This window comes from Paenibacillus glycinis (genome assembly GCF_009909185.1).
GTDB classification, from domain to species: Bacteria; Bacillota; Bacilli; order Paenibacillales; family Paenibacillaceae; genus Paenibacillus_Z; species Paenibacillus_Z glycinis.
Map to the genome: position 1 here is coordinate 232513 of NZ_JAAAMV010000002.1, position 19436 is coordinate 251948.

A 19436-nucleotide genomic window follows, 5' to 3' on the forward strand; every position below is an offset into this window, starting at 1 on the left:
GGATCAATTCCTTTCCGTTGCGGAGATGTAGAGCGTTAGGATGTCGTCGCGATAATCGATGAATGCCTTGGAGAGGGCGCTGTACGCTTTTGCATGCATCGACGGGTCTTGAAACAAACGGTTGCCTTGGCTGTCGTATACGATCATTCCATGCTCGTCGGCCGAACAGTACAAATAATCGTCGCAGAACAACCGACCGCGCTCGATCGGGAAGGTTGCGACCGGATCGCCGGTGCGCGTCGTAGCTTCTGAACAGTTGCCGGCGCCGCAATCCATCTCTTCTGTACAAATGGTATACAAAAGCGATTGCGACCGAACGTCCGTCTTGAGCTCCCAGAGACGCCCGCTTGCCGTTAAGACGTAACAGCCATGCGGCTCCGATTCGGACGGGGCGAGCGCGATGATCGTTTCGTTCAATTTCCATTCCGAACGGATGTATTGAAAAGCAAAGCCGGATTCCGTCATGCTCATGCCTTCCTCCAATCGCTCATCTCCGCAAGCTCAATAACAGCCCCGGATGCTTGGAGCAGATGCCCGTATCGGGCACGGTCGGGATCGCTTCGATAGCGTTCGAACGCCTGCCTGTTCGGGAACCAGACCAAATGCACTTCCCGCAGCCGGTCCGCGGTACAGAGCCTTCGTTCCAACCTTGCCCCGTGCCGCTCGAGAAGCGGAAGCACGGCTTCTTCGTAAGCATTGTACATCTCGATCCCGCACGCCGTCAGATTCGCGGTCATGACGAGCAGCAAGCCCGTTTCGGCTGCCTCCATGGCGAACGACTCCTTCCGTTATCCATCTTCCATTCCAATCTAGCATGCGATCCATAGCCCTCGAGCACGCTTAGCGCATCGATCCACCCATAAGACAGAGATTGACAGCCATTACGAAACGTTACGTGCAGCAGCGGGAAACTGTTCTTCTTGACCAGGTCCCGGCCATTCTTCATCGCGCCCGCGTTCGGCGCCAAGCTGTCGACATAAACTTCGGTTATGGATGTCATCGTCTACCTCGCATGAATTATGGGATACTTCCTTACTTCCACGCGATGCCGCTTTTTTCCTGTCCTTCACGTAAAATCCATCTTCTCCCCCGCCGCTCCCGAACGCCAAAAAGCCGTGCTCCCCGCGGATTGCCCCGGGAAGAACGGCTGCTTGGCAGATGAATGGGCTGGCTGCCGCGAATAACCGAATCGAATAGAACCGCGGACACCGATAGACGCCGTCGGCGCTAGCCTCTCTCCAATCGTTCGAGCGCGCGACGGTATTTCCCGAGCCGATCGATATCCGCCGGCGCGGGATCCCCGATTCGCGAGAGATCCATGTTTTCTTGAATATCCGCGATCTTGACGTTCCGCGCGATTGGATCTGCCTTCGCCCTGTCGACGAATTCGTCGTAGCTCTCCGCCGCGTGCCTCGTCAACGCCCGAACTGCGGCTACGATAGCCGCGGAGAACCCGTACTCCGTCAACTGCTCGAAGGTTACGTCCGAATCCTCCACGGTATCGTGCAGGACCGCGACGATCTTCTCGTCCATCGTCTTTACCCTGTTCATGACCGCCAGCGGATGCAGGATATACGGATGTCCGCCCTTATCCAGCTGGCCTTCGTGGGCTTCCAGCGCTACGGCTATCGCTCGTTCGATGTTCATTCCCCGCCGTCCTCCGCTTCGCTCTCCGCTATCCATTCCACCTGGTCGCCGAGCCGGATTCGGCCGGTCCGGACCACGGAAGCGTACACGCCGAAATGATTGCCGAAGGATTGGTTCACCTGCTTGAGCAGGGACGGATCTTTCGCGCGGGTGTCGGGGTCCATCGTAATCATGACGCAGCGTTCGCAGCGGCTGTCCACCCGCAGCCGCACGTCGCCGATTGCGAGCGTCCGTCCGAGCCACTCTTCTTCGTCCGGCGCGCCGCCCGCGAGCGTTACGACGAAGTTGCCGCGGAACCGGCGTTGGTCCACGTCTTTGCCCCACAGCTCCGCAAGCCTGCGTATCGAGGCGTCGGTCACGAGCAGCAGGCTCCCTTCGTCGACCGACATCAGCTGGGAATGCTCCGGATGAGGTTCCTTCAAACGCGACATCGAGATAGGCGTCGAGGTCAGCTTCTGGATGTCGCCCAGCAGGTCGTCGTTCCAGCCGAAAGTTCGCCCGTCCGCTCCCGTGACGCGAATCTCCCCATTGTCGTAGCGGGCTTGATAGGCGAGCATGTCCGGGATATTCCGGGCGGTCACGAACTTGTTCCAGCCTGCCTTGGTCTCGTCGTAGAAGGCGCCGATCCGGTCGCCGAGCATGCCATGCGGCTCGAGATCGCAATGCTCCAGCCGTTCTCCGCCGAACGATTTGACCGGAAAGCGGTTGATTTCGCTGATATGTCCCAGGGTTGCTTGCATCATTTATTCCTCCAGACCGGTATGGATCCACGATAAACTTTCTTGGCCTTCCAACGCAAGCGCCGCCGTCCCCGATCGCGAGGCCATCGCCCCTTAAGATAGATATTTCAAATCGAATCGTCTATAATCATTGGCATACAAAATGACCGGAGGTTATCGCTCATGGAGCTTAGACAGCTGGAATATTTTCACGCGATTTGCGGCGAGCTTCACTTTACGCGCGCGGCGGACAAGCTCGGCATCTCGCAGCCGACGCTCAGCCACCAGATCAAGTCGCTGGAGGACGAGATCGGAACCCCCCTGTTCGACCGGATCGGCAAGCGGATCGCCTTGACCGAGGCGGGCTCCGTCCTGAAGTCGCATGCGGCCGTGATCTTCGGCGCGCTTCGCAGCGCGAAGGATCAGATCGAGGAGCTGCACGACGGAGAACGGGGCTCCTTGTCCATCGGCTCGCTGCCGGGCGAGCTCAATCACCTGGTCGCCTCGCAGCTGGTGGAGTACAACAAGCATTTTCCGAAGATCCGGATCAAGATCGTCGCCGCCGAGGATGTCGCCGAGAAGGTGATCCATAACGAGCTGGACGCGGCCGTCACGCTGCTTCCGGTGGACGAAGAACGGCTATCGGCGATCCCGCTCTACGACGAACAATTTTATTTGACGGTGTCCCGCGACCATCCGCTCGCGGAGGAGACGTCCATCCCGTTCGCCGACGTGCAGGAGCTGCCCGTCATCTGGTTTCCCCAGGACCACAAATGCCGGCAGCTGATCGAGGCGACCTGCAGAACGACCGGCTTCGTCTTGAATCCGATCATCGAGACCAACACGATCGAGTCGATCATGAACCTGGTGAAATCCGGCGCAGGCGTCAGCATTTTATCGAAATCGCTCATTCAGCTGTACAACGACGGCCATGTCCGGGCGATTCCGATCGTCGATCCCGTCCTGCACCGGCAAGTCGTGATCATCTACAACCGGGACAAGTTTCTGAGCCGCTCGGTCAGGGCGTTCATCGATTTGCTCGGGCAATTCGTGGAAGATCACCACATCCGGGAAGGCCTGTTCGCGAATGGCTCCGGCGCTTAAGCGCTACACCTTCTCGAATAGCGCAGCATACCGGCCGTAGCCTTCCCGCTCCAGCGACTCGGAGGGAACGAACCGCAGAGCCGCGGAGTTGATGCGGTAATGCAGCTTGTCCGGACCCGGACCGTCGTGCAGCAGAACGCCCAGGTACGCGTTCGACAGCCGCGCGCGCAATATCGTGCGTACGGTTCCGCCGCCGAAATCCGCCTCCTTGCGAACGAAGCCTTCCTCCAGCGGCTTGGAGAAGCCCGGCCAGCCGTCGCCCGAAGCGAATTTATCCGCCGAGCCGAACAACGCGTCGCCGTTCACGGCATCGACGTACAGGCCGTCGCGGTGGTTATCCCAATACGCGTTCTCGAAGGGCGGTTCGTCCTCGCCGTTCTGGGTGACCCGGAACTGGACGTCCGTCAGCTGCTTCTTCAATCGATCCTTATCTTTCTTGCCGTTCCAATGCTGCTGCGCGAAAGCGTCGCGCCCCGATCCCTCGTGGTACAAATTGTAGTTTCTTCGGTGCGTCTTGTAGTAGTCCTGATGCTCGTCCTCCGCCGGATAAAACTTCCCGGCCGTCAGAATTTCCGTGACGATCGGCCGTTTGAAGCGGCCGCTCTTGCGCAGCGCCTGCTTGGAGGCTTCCGCCTGCTCGCGCTGCTCTTCGTCATGCGCGAAGATCGCCGTCCGGTACGAATGGCCGCGGTCCTGAAACTGCCCGCCGTCGTCCGTCGGGTCGATGAGCTGCCAGTAGATGTCGAGCAGACGCGCGTACGGGAAGATCTCCGGTTGAAACGCGATCTGCACCGCCTCAAAATGCCCCGTCGTCTCCGTGCCGACTTCCTTGTAGGTTGGATTATCCGTATGTCCGCCGGTATAGCCGGATACGATCGATACGATTCCGGGAAGCTCGTCGAACGGCTTCACCATGCACCAAAAGCAGCCGCCCGCGAATGTCGCGAGCCGCGTGCCCGCATGTGCGATTTTCATTTGTGCCCTGCTCCCTTCCATGTGAATCGAATCTTCCGCCGGCGAAGAATTCGACTCGTATTCTAAAGCGCGCGTCCGAGATAAGCGTCTACCGCGAGTATCCTATGCGTTCTACGGCGCGCGCCGGATCAATTCGATCGCTTCCTCGATATCGACGAGGACTTCCGTCGTCTCGTTCATGTCCTTGACGAGCAGCTTTTCCGCGGCCGCTTCGGTTTCCCCGATCAGGACAACGAAGCGGATCCCTTTGGACGAGGCGCTCGCCAGCGATTTGCGAAGCTTGCGGCCCGTGACCTCCACCCGCGTGCGGATGCCGCGATTCCGCAATGCGGCCGCGGCTTTGAGCGCGTCCGGCATGCTGTCGCCGATCGGAACGACCATCGCGGACGGCATCGCCGGAGTCAGGCTGCGGCCGCGCAGCATCTCCATGATGGATTCCATCCCGAACGAGAGGCCGACCGTGGGATACCGGATGTCCGCCTCGCCGACCAGTTCCCCGATGATGGCATCGTACCGGCCGCCTCCGCCCAAGCTGGACCCGAAGGCGCCGGACGCGTCGAAGATCTCGTAAACCGTCCCGGTATAGAACGACAAGCCGCGCGAGAGAAACGGATCGAACCGGCAAATGCCGTCCAGTCTCAACTCTTGGATCAGGTCCTGGAGCGCGATGACTTCGAGCGCGCCTGGCTGTCCCAGCAGCTCGTACTTGCCGGCCACCTGCTCGAACGTCGGGTCGTCCAGCTCGATGAGCGCGATCAGCTCGCTGGCCGTTTCCTCGTCCAAGCCTTTGCCGAGCAGTTCCCGCCCCACCTCCGCGCTCCCGATTTTCGCTGCTTTATCGAGCGTCAGCATGACGGAATGCTTGAAGTCCGGCAGGATGCCGACGGCTCCCAGCACCTCCCCGAGGAACCGCCGGTTGTTCCATTTGAGCGTGACCGGAATGTCCAATCTTCGGAACGCTTCCGCGGCCAGCTGCATCAGCTCCGCCTCCGCCTCCGGGCCGGCGACTCCGACCACGTCGGCATCGCACTGCAGGAATTCGCGCAAGCGCCCGCGCTTGACGGGACCGTCCCGGAACACCTTCCCGATCTCGTACCGTTTGAACGGCAGCTCGATCCCCGGGTTCAGCGCCACGACCTTGGCGAACGGGATCGTCAGGTCGTAACGCAGCCCGAGGCTCCGCTTGCCCTGGTCCGTCAGTTGATACATTTCCTTGAGGATTTCATCGCCTCCGGCGTACTTGGAGGTCAGGAGCTCGAGCTCGTTCAGGATCGCCGAGTCCATCTCCTCGAAATCGTACAGTCCGAACACGTCCTCCAGCGCGGACCGCACCTGCTTGCGCGCCGCCTGCTCTTGCCCGAAATAATCGTTGGTTCCTTTGACGTTTTGCATGGTACCATCCCTTTCCGCTGTGACAGATAAAAAACGCGCAGGACCTCGTGGTCCTGCGCGTTCGTATGCCGCAGGGAGGCCAACGCGAGATGCGTTAGCCCGCCCTGTCGATGACGGGCGTGCTAACGCTGCTTGTGACGATGGAGGCGATATGAGACGAGCTTGGGCATGGACATAAGCATGTTCGATACTCCTTCTCGGCTTGCGGATTAGCGAAATTATAGCGGATTGCGGCGAAGGATGCAAGTGCTTCCAGCGGGACGACTGTCCGGCAACGGCGAAAAACCTGCAAGGCCGGACGTTCTGCTCGCTATCATCGATTGGCTACGCCTCCGGTCCGGCTTCCCGCATGAATTCGCGCATCAACTCGCGAGGCGAAGCCCATTTCGCGAATTCGCTCCGGATATAGGTGTTGAACCAATGCGCATGGTATACGCGCATCCCGCACCGGGAGGCGCCTTCCAGCTCGCCGGAGCCGCCGTCGCCGACGAAGGCGCACGCCTCCGGCCTCGCCCCGAGCCGGTCGCAGGCAAGCCGATAGATCGCGGCATCCGGCTTGCTGCACTTCGCCTCGTAGGAGAATAAGCAATCATCGAAGTACGCGGACAGCTCCGATTCCCGCCAATCGGCCACTTCTTCCTCCGTGCAGTTGCTGATCAGCCCGAGCTTGATCCCCCTGCCGCGGAGGAATGCCAGCAGCTCGACGATCTCCGGTCGGATATGGCGAAAGGGCAGCCGTTTCTCCTCTATCCGCGCCCGCTTCAATTCTTGAATCGCCGTTTCGTTAACCGGCAGCCCCCTGCACGCGACGATATCCCGAATCACGTCCTCGAAGGCAGCGAACTCGCCGTTCATTCGCCGCGCTTGGCGTTTTCCCCACTCGGACTTGAACGCCTCGTTCGGCAGCCCCAGCAGCTTCGCGTAATCGTAGTTTCGGTTCGAACGTCTGCGCCCGTCCGCGAATTCGGTCACCAGCGTTTCGAACAGATCGAAAAAGACCGCTTCGATGGTCAAGTCGTCCGCTCCTTTTCATAATCATTCTCATAGACAAGGTGAGCGTACTCGTCGCCGGACAGGAAGCCTAGGCCCGCGTATAAGTGTTCAGCCTCGTTGCCGGCCGTCACGAATAATCGAATGACGGGAAAGAACGGTTCAAGCGCGCCTATCGCCCGCCGCAGCATGTAACGTCCTAAGCCATGACGCCGAAAATCGGGATGAACGGCGACGTCGTAGATCAAGGGCAGCTCCTCCCATAACGAAACCAGGCAGTAGCCGGCGAACTCGTTCGTCGCTTCTTGAAACACGATCGACGAGGCATGGTTCAGTTCTTGCCGCCGCTGATGCTCAAAGCAGTAGAAGGTGTCTTTCAGATAGGCTTCCGGCGCATCCTCGTCGAGTCCGCCGCGATAGGCCGCCTTCTTGAGCGCGACGATTGCCCTCAAGGGCTTCCGCTCGTCGGGGTCGACGCGGACGAAATCCGACAGATCCGGAAGCGCAAGGCTTTCCGTCGGTCTGATCATGCATGTGCTCGCGCTCCGCTTGCCGAATCCCGCGCTTTCGAAGGCGCTCAACTGTTCGGGCAATACGTTATGGGCTTCGACCCGTGCCCCTGCTGCATAACGAAGCGACGTTCAGAACCAGCTATGCATCGGTTGCGTTCAAGCATTCGTCCACCCACCGGTAACAGCGCTCCAGCTCGTCGTCGCTTATCCAATCCGAGCGATGCTCGAACATGATTTTCGCCTCGGCGTTCTCCCGCGCGAGGATCCGCAGGTAATCCTCGATCGGAGCCCAGCCGTCCGCCGTGCTCAGATGCGGCAGCACCGGATGGTTGCTCTTCGTCGGCCGATCCGTGATCCGCACGTTCTTCAAATGAATGATCTCCGCGTAGCGGGCGAATCTCCGAATGATCGAACGCGCATCGAAACGGGGATCCAGACGGTCCTGCGCATGCAGTCTGCCCGTATCGAGACAAAGCCGGATTCGGGGATGCTCGTCCAAAAGCCGCTCGAGGAAATCCGTCTCGCAGATATAACGATTCAGCACGTCGAACTCCAGAACGGGCGTGAATCGATGCGCTTCGCCGGCCGCGGACAACCAGTCGAACAGCGTCGCGCTTCTCGCCTTCAGCTCCTCGAACGAATACCGGCTCTCGAGCTCATGCTCGCGCCGATCCGCGAATCGCCACCCGCTCCAATCGACCCGGTCGTCCAAGATAACGGGCTTCGGATAATGAAAAAGCACGTAATCGGGCTTTACGGCGATCAGGTCGTCCAATTCCCGCCCGATCAGCTCGAACGCCTGCGCGCGGACCTCGTCGTCCAAGGCCAGGAACAGCGCATCCCGAAGCTCGGATCTGCCCGCCCGCAGCGGAAAGTGAATGCCGATGCGAAACCCGTCCCGCCTCGAAGCTTGGATCAGCTTCGACCAATCTTCTTCCCGCTCAAACAAGCATGCCTCGATGCCGCAAAAGCCTGTCCGGAAATCCCTCCGGTACTTCGCCTCGTCGAACGCCCCGTATTGGCCGATCATGAAGCGGTTATAATGGTTCGCCAACCTGCCATCCCTCCCGTCGCTGGAATAATATCACAATACCATCATTTCGGTCATCTTTTTGCGTAGCAATGCCCCTCGTGCGCAGGTATATTTGGAGGTGCCCGCCGATGGTACGGCCGCAGCCGGCGCTTACCGGCGCCGCTGCCGCTCCCGGCCGCAGCGGAGCTCGGAACGGAGGTGATGATGCGTAAAATGCAGCCTCAAGCACGTTTGCCTTAGTCCTTGCACGGCATTGATGAACGGTAACGCACACTCGTATCCTGGGAGGAATATGATGAAGATCCGAAATTTAAGAAAGCGCTTTCTCTCCGCCGCGTTCGCGGCGTCGCTCGTCATCGCGAGCACCTCGGTCGGACCGGCGACCACGAACGCCGCCGGTACCGCTTCGGCGAACAAGACCTTGTCCAGCTTGACGGTCGACGGCAGCCTGGGCGAATCCGTCTGGACGCTCGGGAACACCCTGGGCGCAACGACGATCGGCACGCCGAACAACACGGTTTCCTTCGGCACGCTTTGGGATGCCAATTATTTGTACGTCGGCGTCAAAGCGCTGGACAGCGCGCTCAATAACGACTCCGCCGTGATTTTCGACGACGATTCCTTCGATATCTACATTGACGCCAATCATAACAAAGGCACGTCCTACGACGGCTCCGACCGGATGTTCCAAGTCGCCTACAACGACGGCGCCCTCGTCGAGAAGAACAACAATACGAGCGGCGTCCTCCATGCGACGGCAGCCATCTCGGGCGGATTCACCGCCGAGCTCGCGATTCCGTGGAGCAGCCTTGGCGTTACGCCGGCCGCCGGAACGGTGATCGGACTCGATATCGCCAACAACGACGACGATAACGGCGGCACGCGCGACAGCCAGAAGGTCTGGAGCGGCACGGCCGACAACTACACGGATACGTCCGCGTTCGGCGACCTGACGCTCTCCGCCGCGACGGTCGGCAGCGCCTCTCCCGGTACGGCTTCCGCCAACAAGACGCTGGCCGCCATCGCGACCGACGGAAGCTTGAGCGAATCCGTCTGGAGCATCGGCAGCCTCGCGAACAAGACGACGATCGGAACCCCGAACAACACGCTCGGCTTCGGCGCCCTTTGGGACGCGACCTACCTGTACGTCGGCGTGAAAGCCTTGGACGGGAATCTGTTCAACGACTCTTCCCTGATCTATGACGACGATTCCATCGATATCTACATCGACGCCAACCATAACAAAGGTACGTCCTATGACAGCTTCGACCGGCAGTTCCAGGTTGGCTACAACGACAGCGCGCTGACCGAGAAGAACGGCAATACGAGCGGCGTCCTGCATGCGACGGCGGCCATCAGCGGCGGCTTCACGGCCGAATTAGCCATTCCATGGAGCAGTCTTGGCGTAACCCCATCGGCCGGCACGGTGATCGGACTCGATATCGCCAACAACGACGACGATAACGGCAGCGCGCGCGACAGCCAGCTCATATGGAATGGAACGGCCAACGATTATTTGGACACGTCGGTCTTCGGCGATCTGACGCTGTCCGGTACGACCGTCGGCACGCCAAGCACGGAGACGGTCGGCGGCGGCAGCATCTCGAGCCCGGCGATCGGTCCGGCGCCGACGGGATCGTTCTCGGGCTTCACGCTGGTCAAGAACTGGCATTTCGGCACGAGCGGCACGATCAAGAACACGAGCGATCTCGTCGGCGAATTCCAATTCCACGATCAATTCGGGACGATCGCGAACGGCACCAACTACGGCGCGGTCATCGTCGCGCCGACGGCCGCCACCGCCCTTGGGAGCACGCCGACCGGCGCGCAGCCGGTCGAAGACCCGAACCATCCGGTCCGCCAATTCACGTCGGACTCGCTCAAGACGTTCCTGGTGCCGTTGAACGGCGCGACGTCCGTCTCCCCGGGCCAGCATAACGTCGGCAACGGCTCGATCCAGGCCAAATGGAATTTGCCGAACGGCGGATCGCTCCTCGGCCGCGACATTCTGTGGGAAACGCGCGTCCGTTACGATACGCCGCAAGCGTTCTGGTTTGCGCTCTGGAACGCGGGCAACCAATGGAACCAAGGCGCCGAGATCGACTTGGTCGAGAGCTTCGGCTACGACAACGGCGGAGGCAACACGAATTTCGACGGCCGCTATTGGCATTCGAACAGCGTCAACAATCCCGATGCCATCAACTACGGCAGCTGGTCCTCCGGCATGGCCGCCGGCGGCGTGAGCGCCTTCGACCCGCTGCAGTACCATACGTGGCAGCTGCTGTACGCCCATGACAATTCGTACAAAATGTACATGGACGGCCATCTGGTGCAATCCGGCAACAATTACAACTGGACGGTGGGCAACGTGCCGGGCGGCACCCCGATCGATTTCGACTTCATGTTCGACTTCGGCTGGGGCCACACCCAGGTCGCGAGCGTGAACAAGACGCTTCCGGCTTCCGCGCTTTCCGGCAAATATTACGAGATCAACTACAGCCGCGTTTATTTGAAATAAGTAAATAAGTTCGCGTGGGAGGCGGGTTTCGATCCGCCTCCCTTTTCTTCGGCTTCCGGGCTCGCGCAAGCGCATGCGACAAGGTCAGCCGGGTTCCCCGCCCGCATTTCCCTCATCCCGATCGCGCCGTGCATTGCAAACCGCCCCCGTTCGTCATACAATACCAACTGTCGCCCCATTCTAGCAGACTCAGGCGACTTGGGAGATTCATCATGAACAAATCCGCACTGCTCCAATTGCTGATCGCCATGGCGATCTTCGGCTCCGTCGGCTTCTTCTCCGGTCTTACCGGGCTGCCCGCGCTCGAGCTCGTGTTCGTCCGCTGCATATGCGCGATCGTCTTTCTGGCGGCGGCATGGCTGCTGACGGGCACCTATAAGAAGGAACGGTGGTCCGGCAGGGAAACGGCGCTGATCGCGGCATGCGGCGTAACGAACGTGCTCAACTGGCTCTTGCTGTTCAAAGCATTCGAGCTCATCTCCGTGACGATCGCCATCTCGCTCTATCATCTCGCGCCGATCCTCGTCCTGCTGGCGGGTAGCTTCCTGTTCCGGGATAAATTGAACGGGCTCGCGATCGCCGCCATCGCGGGCTGCTTCATCGGGACGATATGCATCATCGGAACGGACGGCTTTCGCGCTTCCTCCCCGGGATGGGACGGCATGCTGTGCGCCGTGGGCGCCGCCTTCTTCTATGCCGCGACGATGATTCTCGGGAAGAGCATCCGGCAGACGAGCGTTTACGCGACGACGCTGATTCAGATGGCGATCGGCATGCTTGTGCTGCTGCCTTTCGTCCGCTTCGGCGCTTACGCCGGTTTGACGGGCGAGCAATGGCTGTACGCCGTCGTGACCGGCATCGTGCATACCGGCTTCGTGTATTTGCTATTCTTTCAGAGCATTCGGCATCTGCCTTCGCCCGTCGTGTCGCTGCTCGTCTTCGTCGATCCGGCGGTCGCGATCCTGCTCGATACCGCCGTGACCGGCTTTCGCCCGGATACGCTGCAGCTCGCGGGAATCCTGCTGCTGTTCGGCAGCTTATTCGCGGCGCTGACAGCCCCGTTGTTCGGCAAACGCCGGGCGCTGCGATCCGGATGACCGGCCAGCCGCGCGCCTGGTTCAACACAGCAAAAAGCCTCCGAAAGGAGGCTTTTTCGCATGATCAAGCTGGATTAAGATTTCCCGTTCTCGTAGGAATCTTGGACATATTCGTTCACGGCCTTCGCATCATAATCCGTCGATAAGCTGAGCGCGGCCCATTGCTCCGTTTCGGCCATTTTCGCTTGATCGACCGCGCGGGCGATCGCGACCGCATCGCTGCCGAGCAGCAGCCGAAGCGGCGGATGCTCGTGATCGACGATTGCGATGATGGCTTGCGCCGCCTTCGCGGGATCGCCGTTTTGCTTGCCGCTGGAGGATCGCGCATGCCGGAGCAGCGTGCCGACCGTGCCTTGATACGCGTCGCTCGGTTCGATATGGCTCATCGACGAGCCCGCCCAGTCGGTCCGGAAGCCGCCCGGTTCGACGATCGTCACCTTGAGCCCGAGCGGGGCGACTTCCTTGGCCAGCACTTCCGAGAAGCCTTCCACCGCCCATTTAGCCGCTTGATAAGCCGCGAGGCCGGGAGCGCTCGAACGTCCCCCGATCGAAGAGAACTGCACGATATGTCCGGAGCCTTGCTCCCGCAGCGCCGGCAGCGCCGCCTTGGTCACGTGGATGACGCCCCATAGATTCGTCTCGATCTGCGCCCGGAAGTCCTCGAAGGACGTATCCTCGATCGCGGATATGTTGCCGTAGCCGGCGTTATTGACCAACACGTCGATCCGGCCGAAGGCTTCGATGGCGGTTTGGACGGCCGCCCCGGCTTGTTCGGCATCGGTGACGTCCAATTCCACGGCACGGATCCGGTCGCCGTATCGCGCCGTTAGATCGGCCAGCTGCTCGGGCCTGCGCGCCGTCGCGATCAAACGATCGCCCTTCTCCAACACGGCCTCCGCCAAGCTGCGGCCGAAGCCGCGCGAGCTGCCGGTAATGAACCATACTTTCGACATCGCCAACCCTCTCCTATCGCAAACTGGATTCGTCTTGCTTTCCCGCGGCGTTTTCCGCTGATCGAAACGCTTGGATAGAAGAATAGCATGAATCGATATCGATGTAAACAATTATTATCTAATTTGTCTATTGTGTATTTTATGTGTATGTTTTTGCGAGAATCATGTATAATAGTGGTTAGAGAACGGTTAAGGGGATTAGCGAATCATGCCAAACTATGATGCGAGGACGAAATTGCTCAAGAAATTGATCGATTCCGTCATGAAGGACGGCTTCCAATCGCTCCGGATGGACGATATCGCCAAGCATATGGATGTCAGCCGAGCCACCATGTATAAGCATTTCTCTTCCAAGCAGGAAGTCATCGAGGGCGTCGTGCGGATCTTCATCGATTATATCGAAAGGCTCGACGAGCGGACCGACGAGGCCGACGAGAAATCGTACGGCATCTGGTTCCAGCAGTTGTTCGAGCAATCCGTGTCGCTCGTGGGGAAGATTTCGGACGTCTTCTTCAAGGATCTGCAGGCGGCCTACCCGGAGCTTTACGACGAGCTGAAGCACACGCTGCACAATCGCGAGCAGCAGACGCTCGCTTTCTACCAAGACGGCAAGAACAAAGAAATCTTCAATCCCATCAACGAGAAGTTCATCCTGCTGCAGGACAACGTGCTGCTACGGGAGATCATCAACGTAAAGTATTTGCTGTACAATCAAGTCACGATTCAGCAGGTGCTGCAGGATTATTATCAGTTCAAAAAAATCCAATTATTCAAGTCGGATAAGCTGTCGCTCGTCGACGACGCCAATATCGAACCCGTGATCGACCATATCGTCGAGAAATTCAACCGCACGCTGTCTTAGAACGGCCTTAGCCGGTTGCAGGGAAGCCAAAAAGCCGCATGCAGCGGCTTTTTCGTATTATGGGCTCAGTCAGGGATTTCCGGTTGGCCTTTTTGCGTTCCAGGCGACTTGCATATCGATTGGCGATGGCCGAGATCCCCTGCACTTATCGCCATCGCCCGCTTCAAGCTCGATACCCATACGCAATGCTGCCAAGCAGGTTCGCATGCTGCCCGACAGCATTCTTCCGGACAGGTTCGCAAGACGCCAAACAAGCACGCATGCTGCCCGCATTTCCATCCTTCTATGCTTGCTCGGATCCCGGGATGCCGTAACGAAGCCGGAGAACGCCGTTCCCCAATGCTTTGAAATCCAGCAGCCGCGCTTCTTGGTGTTTATACTTGTCGGTGTCCGTCAACAACCGGAGTCCCTTTCCCTCCAGCGTCGGAGCGATGACGAAGACGAGCTCGTCGACAAGCCCTTGACCGAGAAAGGCATTATGCAATTCGGCTCCGCCCGAAAGCAGCGCCGCCCGGTGTCCTCGCTCGCGCAGGTAACGCAGCGCTTCCTTCGGCGACGCCGCGACCTTGACGCCCGGAAGATCCGGATTGCCGCTCGAGACGACCACGATGTCCAATTCGCCGAAAGCGCCCCCTCCCCCGCTGGCCAGCATCCCTTCGAACGTGCGCCGGCCGACGATGAAATTGCCGGCTGCTCTCGCCTGCGCCGCAAAATCCTCAAGCGCCTCCTGCTTCGGCGGGTTGTCGGGACCCGACTGCGCGTAATTGCCGTTTGCGGTTAACGTTGCCCATAGCATGGTCTTCATTTCCATTTTATTTCCTCCTTGCGCGCTACGAATGCGCGGTTTGTTTGCTTCCCTGTGCTCTTGCGAATGCGCCGCCAACGGCTGCGGGTTTCATCCGAACCGTTCGCTGCATGCCGGTGCCTCCACATCCAATAGGTTAGCGCCCTATGGCAGAATTGAAAAGTAGTTACAATAAAGTGCAATAGTTTCAAAAAATGAACGATGTGCGGTTGCTAGGTTTATCGCCATCACATTCCTTGTGAGGGCCAACCGGATCTTGATATTCACCCCTAGACGCCGGCCCCGGATTCAACCGCGCCATTTATTTAATGGCCTTAAACGTACTGTTAAGTTGCATCCCGATGGATATCCGCTCAGCTCGAACACGCCTTTTGATTCGAACCGACTTCGAGCCGGCCCATGAAGAAATCCGCGCACGGCAAAAAACCGCGCGAGCGGCGCGGTTCACGATGCGAGCTTCTCCGTTAGCGGGATGAGCCGCGGGTATCGGCTTCAACGAATTTTCGCAGGCAAGCGCGGCAAATGCATGCTTTGCCGCGCAGCTCCGGCGGGACAAGCTCGAACAGCTCCCGCGGAAAATAAGCCTTGCCGCACCAGCAGTCATGGCTGCCTTCGCAGGCGTTGGTTTGTCCGCAAATCGGACAATCGGTTTGCGCTGCCTCGTCGTGCATCGGGCGGTCCTCCCTCTCGTAACCCGCGATTCCAAAAGCTGGCGGTTCAGTTCTCACTCGATTATAGGACGAGCCCAAACCGTTGGCAATCGGAATCATGGCAAGACCAGCAGAACTCGCCGACCCGCGCATGGCCAGGTGCTCGTGGCTTTGCCAGCTTGCCGGCCTAAGCAGAATGAACCGTTGTCTCCCCGTACGCGCCTAGAGCCGTGCGCACCGCGGCGCCCGTCCGGATGGACGCTCCGTGCAGCGGAAGCACGGCTTCCAACGCCGCCAGCGTCAGCAGCACGTTGGATTTGCGGCAGCTGTAGCCCATCGTGCCGATCCGCCAGATGCGTCCCTTGAGCGGGCCGAACGAACTCGCGATCTCGATGCCGAAATCCGCGAGCAGCCGGCTGCGGACCGCTTCTCCGTCCACGCCCGCGGGGATGCAGACGCAGGTAACGACAGGCATTTTGCAGCTCTCGTCGCCGTATAGCTCCAGTCCCATCGCCAGCAGTCCCGCGACGAGCGCGCGTTCGTGAAGCCGATGGCGCGCGAACCGTTCGTCGAGTCCTTCTTCCAGCGCCAGCCGCAGTCCTTCGCGCAGACCGTAGAGCATGGCCGTCGCTTCGGTGTGATGGTTAAGCCGCCGCGGACTCCAATACTCCTGCAGCTGCGTCAGATCCAAGTAATTGCTGCGGATGAACGCGGACGGATCGTCGTCGGCATACCCCTCCGGCCGGATTCCCTTTTCGATCCGCTTCCTCCGGAGCAGGCGCGCCTCCACGCGGTCGTTGTACGTAATCGGCGACATGCCGGAAGGCACGGACAAGCATTTCTGCGTACCGCCGACGACGGCATCAAGCTGCCACGCATCCGTTTCCACGGGTACGCCGCCGATGGTCGCGACCGCGTCGACCACGAGCAGAATGTCCCGTTCGCGGCAGGCGCGCCCGATGTCGGCGAGCGGCTGCAGCCGTCCGGTCGACGTCTCGCCGTGCACGATGGCGACCAGGCTCGGCTGCAGGCGGTCGATCGCCGCGATCACGTCGTTCGGATCGAAGACCGTGCCCCACTCCTGCTCGATCGTCGCCACGTCCGCGCCGCAGCGCTCCGCGATCTCGGCGAGCAGGTAGCCGAACCGGCCGAAGATCGGCACGAGCACCCGGTCTCCCGGTTCGATCAATCCCGTCAGCACCGCTTCGAGTCCCGACCTGGAGGTGCCGTCCACCGGATACGCCCAGCGGTTGGACGTCCGGAACACGTCGCGCAGCATTTCCATCGTCTCGTTCATGAGCGCCGTGAATTCCGGGTCGAACTGGCCGAGGATCGGATACGAGAGCGCCCGCAAGACCCGCGGGTCCACCTCGACCGGACCGGGCGTCATGATGATACGGGGCGAAGGCGACAAATCCGAATATTTCTTCATAGCTCTTCCTCCCCGTAAGCTAATGCGTACAGCAATCCGGTCAAGACGTCCGTGCCGCATTCGAGCTGCTCCGGCGCCGTGTCTTCCTCCGGCGCGTGGCTGATGCCGCCGCGGCTCGGCACGAAGATCATCGCCGTTCGGCAGACGGCCGCGAACAGTCCCGCGTCATGGCCGGCCCCGCTGCCGATGCCCCGGCAGGAGTACCCCTTGTCGGCGCATATCCGCGCGATCTCCGCTTGCAGCTTGGCATCCATCGGCGAAGGGCGCTCGGCGAGCCAGCACGTCAGCGACGCCTTGACGCCGTTGCGGTCCGCGATGTCGCCGAACGCCGCGAACGTCCGCTCGCAGAAGGCTTGAAGCGCATCCTCGTCCCGGTGGCGGACATCGAGCGAGAATCGGACTTTGCCGGGGATGACGTTCGCGACGTTCGGCATCGCGTCCAGCATGCCGACCGTCGCGACCAGCCCGTCGCCCGCCGCGACCGCGGCCTGTCGCAGCCAGACGATCATCTCGGCGGCGGCGGCAAGCGCGTCGGCGCGGATCGCCATCGGCGTCGTCCCGGCATGCCCGGCGCGACCTTCGACATCGACGAAGTACCGGCGCTGCCCGAAGATGGCGTCGACGATCCCGATGTCGCAGCGCTCGCGTTCCAGCACCTCGCCCTGCTCGATGTGAAGCTCCGCGAACGCGCCGATGTCCGACCGCCTGCTCAACCGGCCGGCTTCCGGATCGAAGCCCGCCTCCAGCATCGCCGCGCGCAGCGAGATGCCGTTCGAATCGACGGCGTCCAGGCTTCCGTCGAACCGCTTGCCGCCCGTTACATGTCCCGAACCCCAATACGCGAGCGGGAAGCGGCTGCCCTCTTCCTCGCAGAACGAGACCGCCTCCAGCGTCCGCCGCGGGGGTCCGTACTCGCGCTTCAGCCGCGATAATGCCGCGATGGCCGCGGCGATCCCGAGCGCGCCGTCGTACCGGCCGCCGCGCCTTACCGTGTCGATATGCGAACCGGTCAGCACCGAGGAGGCCGCGCCGTCCGTCCCGGCCAACCGGCCGTACACGTTGCCGACTTCGTCGACCGAGACCGCGAGCCCGGCTTCCCGCATCAGGCCGGCGACCATGCGCTGGGCTTCCCGCCAAGCGGCATCGTACAGCAGCCGGGTGACGCCTCCCTCCGGATCCGCGCCGACCGCGGAAAATCGCTCCAACAGCCGCGTCGTACTCCTGTAAGCCTCGCTTGCCTCCATGCCGATTCCCCCCTTATCCGATGATTCGCGAAGCCGAAGCATGAGGACGCAGACGCCTGCCGCTCGCTTGGCGCTCCGTATCCAATCCGCCTTGGTCGGCATGCCGGTCGTAGACGACGTTCCCTCTTAGCAGCGTTTTCTCCACGCGGCAGCCGAATCCGAATCCTTCGTAGGCGCTGTGGGGATGGCGGTACTTCAATTGATCGGCCGTCAGGACATACGGCGCGTTCAGGTCGACGATGGCGAGATCCGCGTCCAGCCCAGGGCCGATCGCGCCTTTGCTGCCGCTCAGCCCGAACCTTTCGGCCGGCGCCGCCGACATGGCGCGCGAGAGGATCGGCAGCGGGATGCCGCGCTTCAGCCAGCCTTCGCCGACGAGCAGTTCAAGCGTGCTTTGCCCCCCGAGAATGCCGCCCCAGACCTCGAAATAATTCCCGCCCTTGACGGTCTTCATGGATGGCGGACACGGCGAATGGTCGGAGGCGACGATATCGATCTTCCCCTCGGCCAATTGCCGCCATAGCGCCTCGCGCTCGCGTTCGCCCCGGATCGGCGGCGAGCATTTGGCGCCGGCGCCGATCCGGACGACATCCTCGTCCGTGAAAGCCAGATAATGCGGGCACGTCTCCGCCGTCACGTCTAGCCCGGCACGCTTGGCTTCGTCGATGAGCTCGATCGCCTCGGGCGTGCTGATATGGACGAAATGCAGCTTGCAGCCGGTGCGCCGCCCCATGTCCAGCGCCAGCTTCACGGCTTCCAGCTCCGCCTCGGCCGGTCTGGAAGCCAAGTAATCCCGCATGGCCGTCTCGCCGGCGGCTTGCTTGGCGGCGGCCAGCTTCGCCACGACGGGTTCGCTCTCCGCGTGCAGCGCCAGGACATGGTTCAGCGACGCGATAGCCTTCATGCCTTCGAACAGCGTGTCGTCGTCCACGTTCGCGAAACACCCGTCGCCCGTGTCGCCCGGCGAAGACATGAACGCCTTGTAGCCGACCACCCCGGCTTCGGAGAGCGCAGCAAGCTCGCCCTGATTGCCCGGCACGAGCCCGCCCCAGAGCGCGTAATCCACGCGGACGCCGCTTCGCCGTGCCGCGGCCAGCTTCAGCTCGAGCGCGGCCGCGTTCACCGTCGGAGGCAGGCCGTTCAGCGGCATGTCGACGAAGGTCGTGCAGCCGCCCGCCGCAAGCGCGGCCGAGCCGGTCGCAAAGCCTTCCCATTCGCCGAGCCCCGGTTCGTTGAGGTGCACGTGGGCGTCGACGACGCCAGCGAACACATGCCTGCCCGCGGCCGGAACGATCCGGTCGGCGTCCTCCAAGGGAAGATTCGGCGCGATATCCGCGATTCGCCCGTCCTTGATCCCGATGTCCAGCACCTCGACGCGGTCCCGAAGCACTACGCTGCCGCCCGTCACGACGACATCCCATTGTTTGCTCAGCATCCGGCTCTCCTCCTCCTCCTGCTTGCCTTGACGACGTCAGATCCTGGATGACCGCCTACAACGAGCGC

At 61.0% G+C, this 19436-nt stretch carries 19 protein-coding genes; 4 read left to right on the forward strand and 15 right to left on the reverse strand.

All coding sequences use genetic code 11. The features are described from left to right. Positions 1-3: 3 nt before the first annotated feature. The 4 genes from GT019_RS05115 to GT019_RS05130 all read right to left on the reverse strand — a co-directional run bounded on the left by GT019_RS05115 (position 4) and on the right by GT019_RS05130 (position 2390). Complete coding sequence (locus tag GT019_RS05115) at positions 4-471, reverse strand: hypothetical protein (protein WP_161741670.1); 468 nt, start codon at positions 469-471, stop codon at positions 4-6. Beyond that, complete coding sequence (locus tag GT019_RS05120; RefSeq protein ID WP_201755246.1) at positions 468-770, reverse strand: hypothetical protein; 303 nt, start codon at positions 768-770, stop codon at positions 468-470. The genes GT019_RS05115 and GT019_RS05120 overlap by 4 nt, the downstream gene beginning before the upstream one ends. Positions 771-1227: 457 nt before the next feature. After that, positions 1228-1647, reverse strand: a complete 420-nt coding sequence (locus tag GT019_RS05125; protein WP_161741671.1) for an HD domain-containing protein — start codon at positions 1645-1647, stop codon at positions 1228-1230. Next, on the reverse strand, positions 1644-2390 hold the full coding sequence (locus GT019_RS05130) for an MOSC domain-containing protein (RefSeq protein WP_235946904.1): 747 nt from the start codon (positions 2388-2390) through the stop codon (positions 1644-1646). The genes GT019_RS05125 and GT019_RS05130 overlap by 4 nt, the downstream gene beginning before the upstream one ends. Positions 2391-2549: 159 nt before the next feature. Here GT019_RS05130 and GT019_RS05135 point away from each other — a divergent pair, with 159 nt between their 5' ends. Then, on the forward strand, positions 2550-3470 hold the full coding sequence (locus GT019_RS05135; RefSeq protein WP_161741672.1) for a LysR family transcriptional regulator: 921 nt from the start codon (positions 2550-2552) through the stop codon (positions 3468-3470). Between the two features lie 3 nt (positions 3471-3473). Here GT019_RS05135 and msrA read toward each other — a convergent pair whose 3' ends face one another. The 5 genes from msrA to GT019_RS05160 all read right to left on the reverse strand — a co-directional run bounded on the left by msrA (position 3474) and on the right by GT019_RS05160 (position 8393). Beyond that, positions 3474-4445, reverse strand: a complete 972-nt coding sequence (gene msrA, locus GT019_RS05140) for a peptide-methionine (S)-S-oxide reductase MsrA (protein WP_161741673.1) — start codon at positions 4443-4445, stop codon at positions 3474-3476. 111 nt (positions 4446-4556) lie between these two features. After that, positions 4557-5837, reverse strand: a complete 1281-nt coding sequence (locus GT019_RS05145; RefSeq protein WP_161741674.1) for a histidine--tRNA ligase — start codon at positions 5835-5837, stop codon at positions 4557-4559. 324 nt (positions 5838-6161) lie between these two features. Further along, the gene (locus tag GT019_RS05150; RefSeq protein ID WP_161741675.1) at positions 6162-6851 is read right to left on the reverse strand and encodes an HAD family hydrolase; all 690 of its coding nucleotides are present in this window, start codon (positions 6849-6851) and stop codon (positions 6162-6164) included. Further along, the gene (locus GT019_RS05155) at positions 6848-7357 is read right to left on the reverse strand and encodes a GNAT family N-acetyltransferase (protein WP_161741676.1); all 510 of its coding nucleotides are present in this window, start codon (positions 7355-7357) and stop codon (positions 6848-6850) included. Before GT019_RS05155 ends, GT019_RS05150 begins: the two co-directional genes overlap by 4 nt. A gap of 121 nt (positions 7358-7478) precedes the next feature. Next, positions 7479-8393, reverse strand: a complete 915-nt coding sequence (locus tag GT019_RS05160) for a sugar phosphate isomerase/epimerase (protein ID WP_328803910.1) — start codon at positions 8391-8393, stop codon at positions 7479-7481. 274 nt (positions 8394-8667) lie between these two features. Here GT019_RS05160 and GT019_RS05165 point away from each other — a divergent pair, with 274 nt between their 5' ends. Together GT019_RS05165 and GT019_RS05170 are read left to right on the forward strand one after the other, a co-directional pair. Continuing rightward, positions 8668-10890 carry a sugar-binding protein gene (locus GT019_RS05165; RefSeq protein WP_161741677.1) on the forward strand — a complete coding sequence of 741 codons (2223 nt, stop codon included), beginning with the start codon at positions 8668-8670 and terminating at the stop codon, positions 10888-10890. Positions 10891-11102: 212 nt separating this feature from the next. Next, positions 11103-11987, forward strand: a complete 885-nt coding sequence (locus GT019_RS05170) for a DMT family transporter (RefSeq protein ID WP_161741678.1) — start codon at positions 11103-11105, stop codon at positions 11985-11987. A gap of 74 nt (positions 11988-12061) precedes the next feature. Here GT019_RS05170 and GT019_RS05175 read toward each other — a convergent pair whose 3' ends face one another. Continuing rightward, positions 12062-12940: an SDR family oxidoreductase gene (locus GT019_RS05175; RefSeq protein ID WP_161741679.1), complete on the reverse strand. Its 879-nt coding sequence runs from the start codon at positions 12938-12940 to the stop codon at positions 12062-12064. A 208-nt stretch (positions 12941-13148) separates the two neighbouring features. Between GT019_RS05175 and GT019_RS05180 the strand changes: the two genes are divergently transcribed. Further along, positions 13149-13802: a TetR/AcrR family transcriptional regulator gene (locus GT019_RS05180; RefSeq protein ID WP_161741680.1), complete on the forward strand. Its 654-nt coding sequence runs from the start codon at positions 13149-13151 to the stop codon at positions 13800-13802. Positions 13803-14085: 283 nt separating this feature from the next. Here GT019_RS05180 and GT019_RS05185 read toward each other — a convergent pair whose 3' ends face one another. The 5 genes from GT019_RS05185 to allB form a co-directional block, all read right to left on the reverse strand. After that, positions 14086-14613, reverse strand: coding sequence for a dihydrofolate reductase family protein (locus tag GT019_RS05185; protein WP_235946906.1), 528 nt, complete (start codon positions 14611-14613; stop codon positions 14086-14088). A 458-nt stretch (positions 14614-15071) separates the two neighbouring features. Continuing rightward, positions 15072-15278, reverse strand: a complete 207-nt coding sequence (locus tag GT019_RS05190; RefSeq protein WP_161741681.1) for a cysteine-rich CWC family protein — start codon at positions 15276-15278, stop codon at positions 15072-15074. Between the two features lie 166 nt (positions 15279-15444). Continuing rightward, positions 15445-16689: a pyridoxal-phosphate-dependent aminotransferase family protein gene (locus GT019_RS05195; protein ID WP_161741682.1), complete on the reverse strand. Its 1245-nt coding sequence runs from the start codon at positions 16687-16689 to the stop codon at positions 15445-15447. Then, positions 16686-17933, reverse strand: a complete 1248-nt coding sequence (locus GT019_RS05200) for a Zn-dependent hydrolase (protein ID WP_161741683.1) — start codon at positions 17931-17933, stop codon at positions 16686-16688. The genes GT019_RS05195 and GT019_RS05200 overlap by 4 nt, the downstream gene beginning before the upstream one ends. Positions 17934-17946: 13 nt before the next feature. After that, entirely contained in the window at positions 17947-19368 is a 1422-nt protein-coding gene (gene allB, locus GT019_RS05205) for an allantoinase AllB (protein ID WP_235946908.1), read from the reverse strand. Positions 19369-19436 lie beyond the last annotated feature (68 nt).

Bases quoted from the DNA above. Each gene is read 5' to 3' on its own strand.
- msrA (WP_161741673.1), bottom strand. From the start codon at position 4,445: ATGAAAATCGCACATGCGGGCACGCGGCTCGCGACATTCGCGGGCGGC.
- GT019_RS05135 (WP_161741672.1), top strand. From the start codon at position 2,550: ATGGAGCTTAGACAGCTGGAATATTTTCACGCGATTTGCGGCGAGCTT.
- GT019_RS05170 (WP_161741678.1), top strand. From the start codon at position 11,103: ATGAACAAATCCGCACTGCTCCAATTGCTGATCGCCATGGCGATCTTC.
- allB (WP_235946908.1), bottom strand. From the start codon at position 19,368: ATGCTGAGCAAACAATGGGATGTCGTCGTGACGGGCGGCAGCGTAGTG.
- GT019_RS05115 (WP_161741670.1), bottom strand. From the start codon at position 471: ATGAGCATGACGGAATCCGGCTTTGCTTTTCAATACATCCGTTCGGAA.
- GT019_RS05190 (WP_161741681.1), bottom strand. From the start codon at position 15,278: ATGCACGACGAGGCAGCGCAAACCGATTGTCCGATTTGCGGACAAACC.
- GT019_RS05180 (WP_161741680.1), top strand. From the start codon at position 13,149: ATGCCAAACTATGATGCGAGGACGAAATTGCTCAAGAAATTGATCGAT.
- GT019_RS05165 (WP_161741677.1), top strand. From the start codon at position 8,668: ATGAAGATCCGAAATTTAAGAAAGCGCTTTCTCTCCGCCGCGTTCGCG.
- GT019_RS05145 (WP_161741674.1), bottom strand. From the start codon at position 5,837: ATGCAAAACGTCAAAGGAACCAACGATTATTTCGGGCAAGAGCAGGCG.
- GT019_RS05130 (WP_235946904.1), bottom strand. From the start codon at position 2,390: ATGATGCAAGCAACCCTGGGACATATCAGCGAAATCAACCGCTTTCCG.
- GT019_RS05155 (WP_161741676.1), bottom strand. From the start codon at position 7,357: ATGATCAGACCGACGGAAAGCCTTGCGCTTCCGGATCTGTCGGATTTC.
- GT019_RS05185 (WP_235946906.1), bottom strand. From the start codon at position 14,613: ATGGAAATGAAGACCATGCTATGGGCAACGTTAACCGCAAACGGCAAT.
- GT019_RS05195 (WP_161741682.1), bottom strand. From the start codon at position 16,689: ATGAAGAAATATTCGGATTTGTCGCCTTCGCCCCGTATCATCATGACG.
- GT019_RS05200 (WP_161741683.1), bottom strand. From the start codon at position 17,933: ATGGAGGCAAGCGAGGCTTACAGGAGTACGACGCGGCTGTTGGAGCGA.
- GT019_RS05125 (WP_161741671.1), bottom strand. From the start codon at position 1,647: ATGAACATCGAACGAGCGATAGCCGTAGCGCTGGAAGCCCACGAAGGC.
- GT019_RS05120 (WP_201755246.1), bottom strand. From the start codon at position 770: ATGGAGGCAGCCGAAACGGGCTTGCTGCTCGTCATGACCGCGAATCTG.
- GT019_RS05175 (WP_161741679.1), bottom strand. From the start codon at position 12,940: ATGTCGAAAGTATGGTTCATTACCGGCAGCTCGCGCGGCTTCGGCCGC.